The 721-nt window shown below is 62.4% G+C and carries 1 protein-coding gene; it reads left to right on the forward strand.

Going from position 1 to position 721, the window contains the following annotated elements; genetic code table 11:
* The coding region (locus A5736_RS10900; RefSeq protein WP_139333253.1) for a serine/threonine-protein kinase at nucleotides 1-721 on the forward strand (721 nt) is incomplete at both ends.

A 721-nucleotide genomic window follows, 5' to 3' on the forward strand; every position in this document is an offset into this window, starting at 1 on the left:
CGGTTGCCGCGGCGGGACGCCCTCAAGATTCTGAACGACCAGCTATCTAGTCAACCCGACTACCGGGATCGGTTCATCAGGGAGGCCGACTTAGCGTCGTCGCTGTGGCATCCACACATCGTTGAGGTGTATGACCGCGGCGAATTCGAGGGTGATCTGTGGATCGCGATGCGCTACGTCGACGGGTTCGATACCCGTCGAGTGCTCCGGGAAAGCTGTCCGTCCGGAATGCCAGCTGCCGACGTGTGCACCGTAATCGCCGGCGTCGCCAGCGCGCTGGATTATGCCCACCAGAAAGGCTTGCTGCACCGCGATGTCAAGCCGGCCAATATCCTGCTGACCCGTCCAGCGGGTGGAAGGCAACGTATCTTGTTGACCGACTTCGGTATTGCACGCAATCGGGACGAGATCAGTGGTCTCACACAGACAAATATGACGGTCGGTACAGCAGCCTATGCGGCGCCCGAACAGTTGTTGGGCGGCCACATCGATGGCCGCGCAGACCAGTACGCGCTAGCCGCCACCGCGTATCACTTGCTTACCGGCGTGCCGGTGTTTCCCAACACCAATGCGGTCGCTGTGATCAGCGCGCACCTCACGGCCCCTCCGCCGCGGCTCAGCGCTATGCGCCCAGAGCTGGCTGGGCTCGACGAGGTGCTGGCCCGCGCATTGGCCAAAAATCCTACTGACCGCTTCGCCTTGTGCACGGAGTTCGCCGACG

This window comes from Mycobacterium sp. SP-6446 (assembly GCF_001954045.1).
GTDB lineage: Bacteria > Actinomycetota > Actinomycetes > Mycobacteriales > Mycobacteriaceae > Mycobacterium.